Raw genomic sequence first — 4690 nt, 5'->3', positions numbered from 1 at the left:
TGGCGCCATCGGTTCCTGACTTTGCCGGCGGCTACTAAAGCCAACCACTTGCAAGGAATCATTGAGGCGGATGAGACCTTTTTTCCCTCTTCCTGCAAAGGTCAACGTCACCTGAATCGTCCACCGCGTAAACGCGGTAAGCAAATCCATGTACGTGGAACAGGCAAAGATCAGGTGCCGGTGCTGGTAGTACGCGACCGCTCTGGTGCAACAGCAGATTTCATGTTGAATGCGCTTGATAAAAAGACAATTGAGCCGCCTTTGCGGGCTATCCTGGCAAAAGATGCCATTTTCTGTAGTGATGGCGCTGCCGTCTACCGGTCTGTGGCTCATAGCCTCGGAATTACCCATCACCCCGTCAATCTCTCTGCTGGAATTCGAGTCATTGCTGGTGTTTACCATATCCAGAATGTTAATGCCTACGACAGCAGACTTAAACAGTGGATGAAAAGATTTCATGGGGTCGCAACCAAATACCTGGAAAATTACCTGGGCTGGCGTAGATGGCTGGAACGTTGGGGTGGGCACAACTCGCCAATCATTGGTCTCCAGGCCGCTCTCGGACGAGAAAATCAGTTTCAACTATTAATGCAGACATAGCCAATATTAACCACCATTTACACAAAATCTAGGACACCCGACATGCTACAAACATACCCCCTCTTCCTCACAGAGGAAAAAATCAGGTGCATCTCTTTAGCAGGCTATAATCCTATCGGAGTCTTTTTAAGGAATTCCAGTGTGAGAAGTCTTTACTGGGCAAAGATATGTTTCTTGTCCATATTAATGTTTACTTGCAGTTGGCCTATTTCTTCAAAAGAACTAGAGCCAATTTATCCAATTCGAGGGACGTTTATTCAGCTTCTTGAAAATTCGCACGGGCAATGGAGTGAAAATGAATGGGTAACTTTTTTTTCATATCTTAAAAAACTAAATATATCTGATTTATATTTACAATGGACAGTCGCAGATACACGCTCTTTCTTCTACAGTAGTACATTTCAGACTGTCGAGTCCCCCCCCTTAGAGACTATTTTGAGACTGGCCGAGCAGTTTGAAATCAAGGTTAATATCGGTTTAGTTTACGACTACGAGTACTGGAATCAAATTAATAATAATTCAGATCGTGTAAAGATTTATTTAGAAGAATTGCTAATTCGATCAAAACTTGCTGCTGAGCAAATAAAATCAATTGCTATAAACTATAAATCCTTCAAAGGTTGGTACATTACAGAAGAAGTGGATGATATAAACTGGAAATTGGATGATAAAAGAGAGCTTCTGTTTTCTTATTTAGAAAGATTAAGTGATGCATTAGAGAAATTAACACCCGGTTATCAAATTGCAATATCAGGATTTTGTAACGGCCAAATTCAAATTACCGAATTTAAAAAATTTTGGGATCAATTATTTAAGCGAACAAAGATTAATTTGGCTTTATTTCAGGACGGGATAGGGACAAATAAACTGACATTCTCCAATCTTCCTTATTATCTTGCAGCTTTCAAGAAGTCTGCAATTGATAATCAAAGGGAGATGGGTGTTATTGTTGAAATTTTTCGTCAAGTTGATGGTTATCCAATCAATAAAAAAGAATTTCACGCGGTTCCTGCTGAATTGTTCAGAATCAACTGGCAGCGTCAAATGGCAAGTAAGTTTTCACATAATATAGTTGCTTTTAGTATTCCGAATTACATGATGCCCATAGCTGGCAGTTCAGGTAATGCTCTCTATAACAAGTATTTGGAGGATATTGAAAAAGAGAACTAATCCCCTATAAGAACTGGGGCTATAAAGAAAATTATCCATATTTTTATTTCAAGGGGCTGTAGTAGACCAGCTGCACGTCGTCAAATCTATAGAGTCTAATGGGGTGTTTGAAATTAAAGATGGTACAGCTCTCGAGATGAGTTTGTCAGTATAAAACTTCTGTCGTGGCAAAGTTAAAGTTCGTGCTATTTACACATGCTATTTTGTCCAACTTGGGATGACCGTATACAGGTTTCAACCATTAAGACTTGGATAATTCCTTAGGGATGGGGCTCATAATGCTTCTGAGCCCTTATGCAGGGCTATAAAGCATTTATGAGTATATCTTTTGGTTATTCCACTGTTACTGCTTTAGCCAGATTTCTTGGTTTGTCAACATCAGCACCTTTCTGCAAAGCAACATGATAAGCAAGTAACTGTAGTGGAATTGTGTGGAGTATAGGGCTAAACATTCCGGCGTGTTCTGCAAGCCGAATAATATGCACTCCTTTACTTTCCTGGATGCTAGAATCAGCATCAGCAATAACATACAATTCTCCACCTCTTGCGCGAACTTCTTGCAAATTCGACTTAAGTTTCTCCTGTAGTGAATCATTGGGTGCAATCGCTACTACTGGCATTTCTTTATCAACTAATGCAAGTGGCCCGTGTTTCAGCTCCCCCGCAGCATAGGCTTCAGCATGAATATAGGAAATTTCTTTGAGCTTGAGCGCACCTTCCATAGCAATAGGATAATGTACACCCCGCCCAAGAAATAAGGCATGTCGTTTATGTGAAAAATTCTTTGCCCATTCTATTATTTGCGGTTCGATCAGGAGTGCCAACTGAATTGCTACGGGTAAATGTCGTAATCCATCAATCAATTTTTGTTCTTGTTTTTTCGAGATTGTTTTACGTAGCTTTGCAAAAACTGCCGCTAATAACATCAACGCAGCCAATTGAGTGGTAAATGCCTTGGTTGAAGCCACTCCTATCTCAGGCCCTGCACGAGAAAGAAAGCGTAAATCGGTTTGCCGTATTAAAGCACTTTCCGGAACATTGCAAATAGCTAAGCTATACCGATGTCCCCGTGATTTTGCATATTTTAGTGCAGCCAGTGTATCAGCAGTTTCACCTGACTGCGAAATTCCCACAACAAGCGTATCAGGATTTGCTATCGGCTCTCGATAGCGGTACTCACTTGCTATTTCAACACTACAGGGCAATCCAGAAATGGCTTCCAGCCAGTGCATAGCTACAAGACCTGCGTGATAGCTGGTACCACAAGCAAGTATCAGAATGCCGGAAGTCTTCTGAAAAACTGACTCAGCTTCACTACCAAACAACCGGGGTGACAAAGAATGCGCACTAAAAACCATTTCCAATGTGTTTGCTATCGCAACAGGTTGCTCAAAAATTTCCTTTTGCATAAAATGCGCATAAGGTCCTAGCTCTACCGCTTCACGGGTCAAATCAGTTTCGAGTTCTACACGCCTTACTTTTGTACCTAGTTTATTTTTAGTAATATTTATGACATGATAATTGTCACTAGTTAATTCCGCCACATCGCCTTCTTCTAGATAAACCATTTGTCGAGTTACCTGCAACAACGCTGAAGCATCCGAAGCAGTATAATTGCCATTTTTACTCAGACCTAGTAGCAAAGGCGCTCCATTACGTGCAGCTATAATGCGATCTGGACGTTCCTCTTCAATCACTACAATAGCATAGGCGCCTTGCAATTCTGCAGCAGCCAAACAGACAGCTTCGCGTAAATCGCGCGTTATTCCGAGATGCAGTGAAATAAGGTGGCCAATCACCTCTGTGTCCGTATCAGATAGAAATTCAAATCCTCCAGGTTGAACCGGAATTCGCACCTCCTTCTTGCAAACGTCGCCGTATAACCTCATGGTTCTCAATAATGCCATTATGTACAACAGCTATTTTTTTATCATTTCCAGAGAAATGAGGATGAGCATTACGCTCACAAGGCACTCCATGAGTTGCCCACCGTGTGTGCGCAATACCGGTCAGCCCCTCTGTTTTTTCAGTACTGACAAGTTTTGCTAATCCTGCCACTCGCTCTGTTGTTCGTACTCTATGCAATTTTCCATTCGAAACAACTAGGCCAGCAGAGTCATAGCCTCGATATTCCAGTCTGAGCAGTCCTTCTAATAAAACCGGCACTACATTATCTTTTGCTATCGCACCGACTATGCCACACATAACAATCCCTCCTCTTCTAATTTCATTTCATTCTTAGTTAGCTTCTCTTCAAAAACGTCAATTCATCGATATTTAACTTCATTTGGTCATATCTGTTTTTACCCTAATGGCTACGACGGTATGTTCGTAAAAATCCCTTGTCTAATCCAACTATCGCAAAAAATTGCATAAACTCACTGTCAGCGGTTGCATCCGCCATTTCTTTTTACCCGTTGCTATCCTTTTTAAACAGAAAACCTTCATATTCTGTTGTGCGCGATTCTGAATCTCTAATGCGATTTCCGAGGACGGAAAGAATCTGTTGAAACTCAGCCCGGATGGTGGCGGGGGGGGGCGGTGTAAGTGCGCCGCAAGAACCTTAGCGCTTGTTGTTTGCAAAATAAGACTTGCTTCTAGTAGCGTACGCAAGGCAGGAGTTAATACATTCTTGTTATCTATATCCTCTATAAGACAAGATACATGCATCTTCGCGCGTCGTATATGGCCAACTTCAATGAACTTATGATTAGCTTTTTCTTCAGTTATGTAACTGCTTACCTTTGAAGTATCTAAAATATCAGATCGTTTCATTTGAATTAACACTATAGTGGCCCCCGATTTTCAGACAATAAATTAAGGTGGTAACCTGCTGCAATTGAGGAGCAGGTTATGAGCGAAACGAAGCGCAAGAATTTTAGTGGCGAGTTCAAGGCCAAGGTGGCACTTGAAGCGGTCC

General features: G+C 41.6%; 3 protein-coding genes and 1 pseudogene. 2 read left to right on the top strand and 2 right to left on the bottom strand.

The features are described from left to right. The coding region (locus tag NSMM_RS12865; RefSeq protein WP_143001949.1) for an IS1595 family transposase at positions 1 to 600 on the top strand (600 nt) is incomplete at its 5' end. Positions 601 to 741: 141 nt separating this feature from the next. Continuing rightward, entirely contained in the window at positions 742 to 1770 is a 1029-nt protein-coding gene (locus NSMM_RS12860) for a DUF4434 domain-containing protein (protein WP_176753972.1), read from the top strand. 332 nt (positions 1771 to 2102) lie between these two features. On the opposite strand, the pseudogene glmS reads toward NSMM_RS12860, so the two are convergent. Further along, a pseudogene (glmS, locus tag NSMM_RS12855) lies at positions 2103 to 3975 on the bottom strand (glutamine--fructose-6-phosphate transaminase (isomerizing)). Positions 3976 to 4125: 150 nt separating this feature from the next. Further along, complete coding sequence (locus NSMM_RS16220) at positions 4126 to 4545, bottom strand: hypothetical protein (RefSeq protein WP_245654805.1); 420 nt, start codon at positions 4543 to 4545, stop codon at positions 4126 to 4128. Positions 4546 to 4690 lie beyond the last annotated feature (145 nt).

Source organism: Nitrosomonas mobilis (assembly GCF_900103035.1).
GTDB lineage: Bacteria > Pseudomonadota > Gammaproteobacteria > Burkholderiales > Nitrosomonadaceae > Nitrosomonas > Nitrosomonas mobilis.
This window is presented reverse-complemented; position numbering and strand designations above follow the sequence as displayed.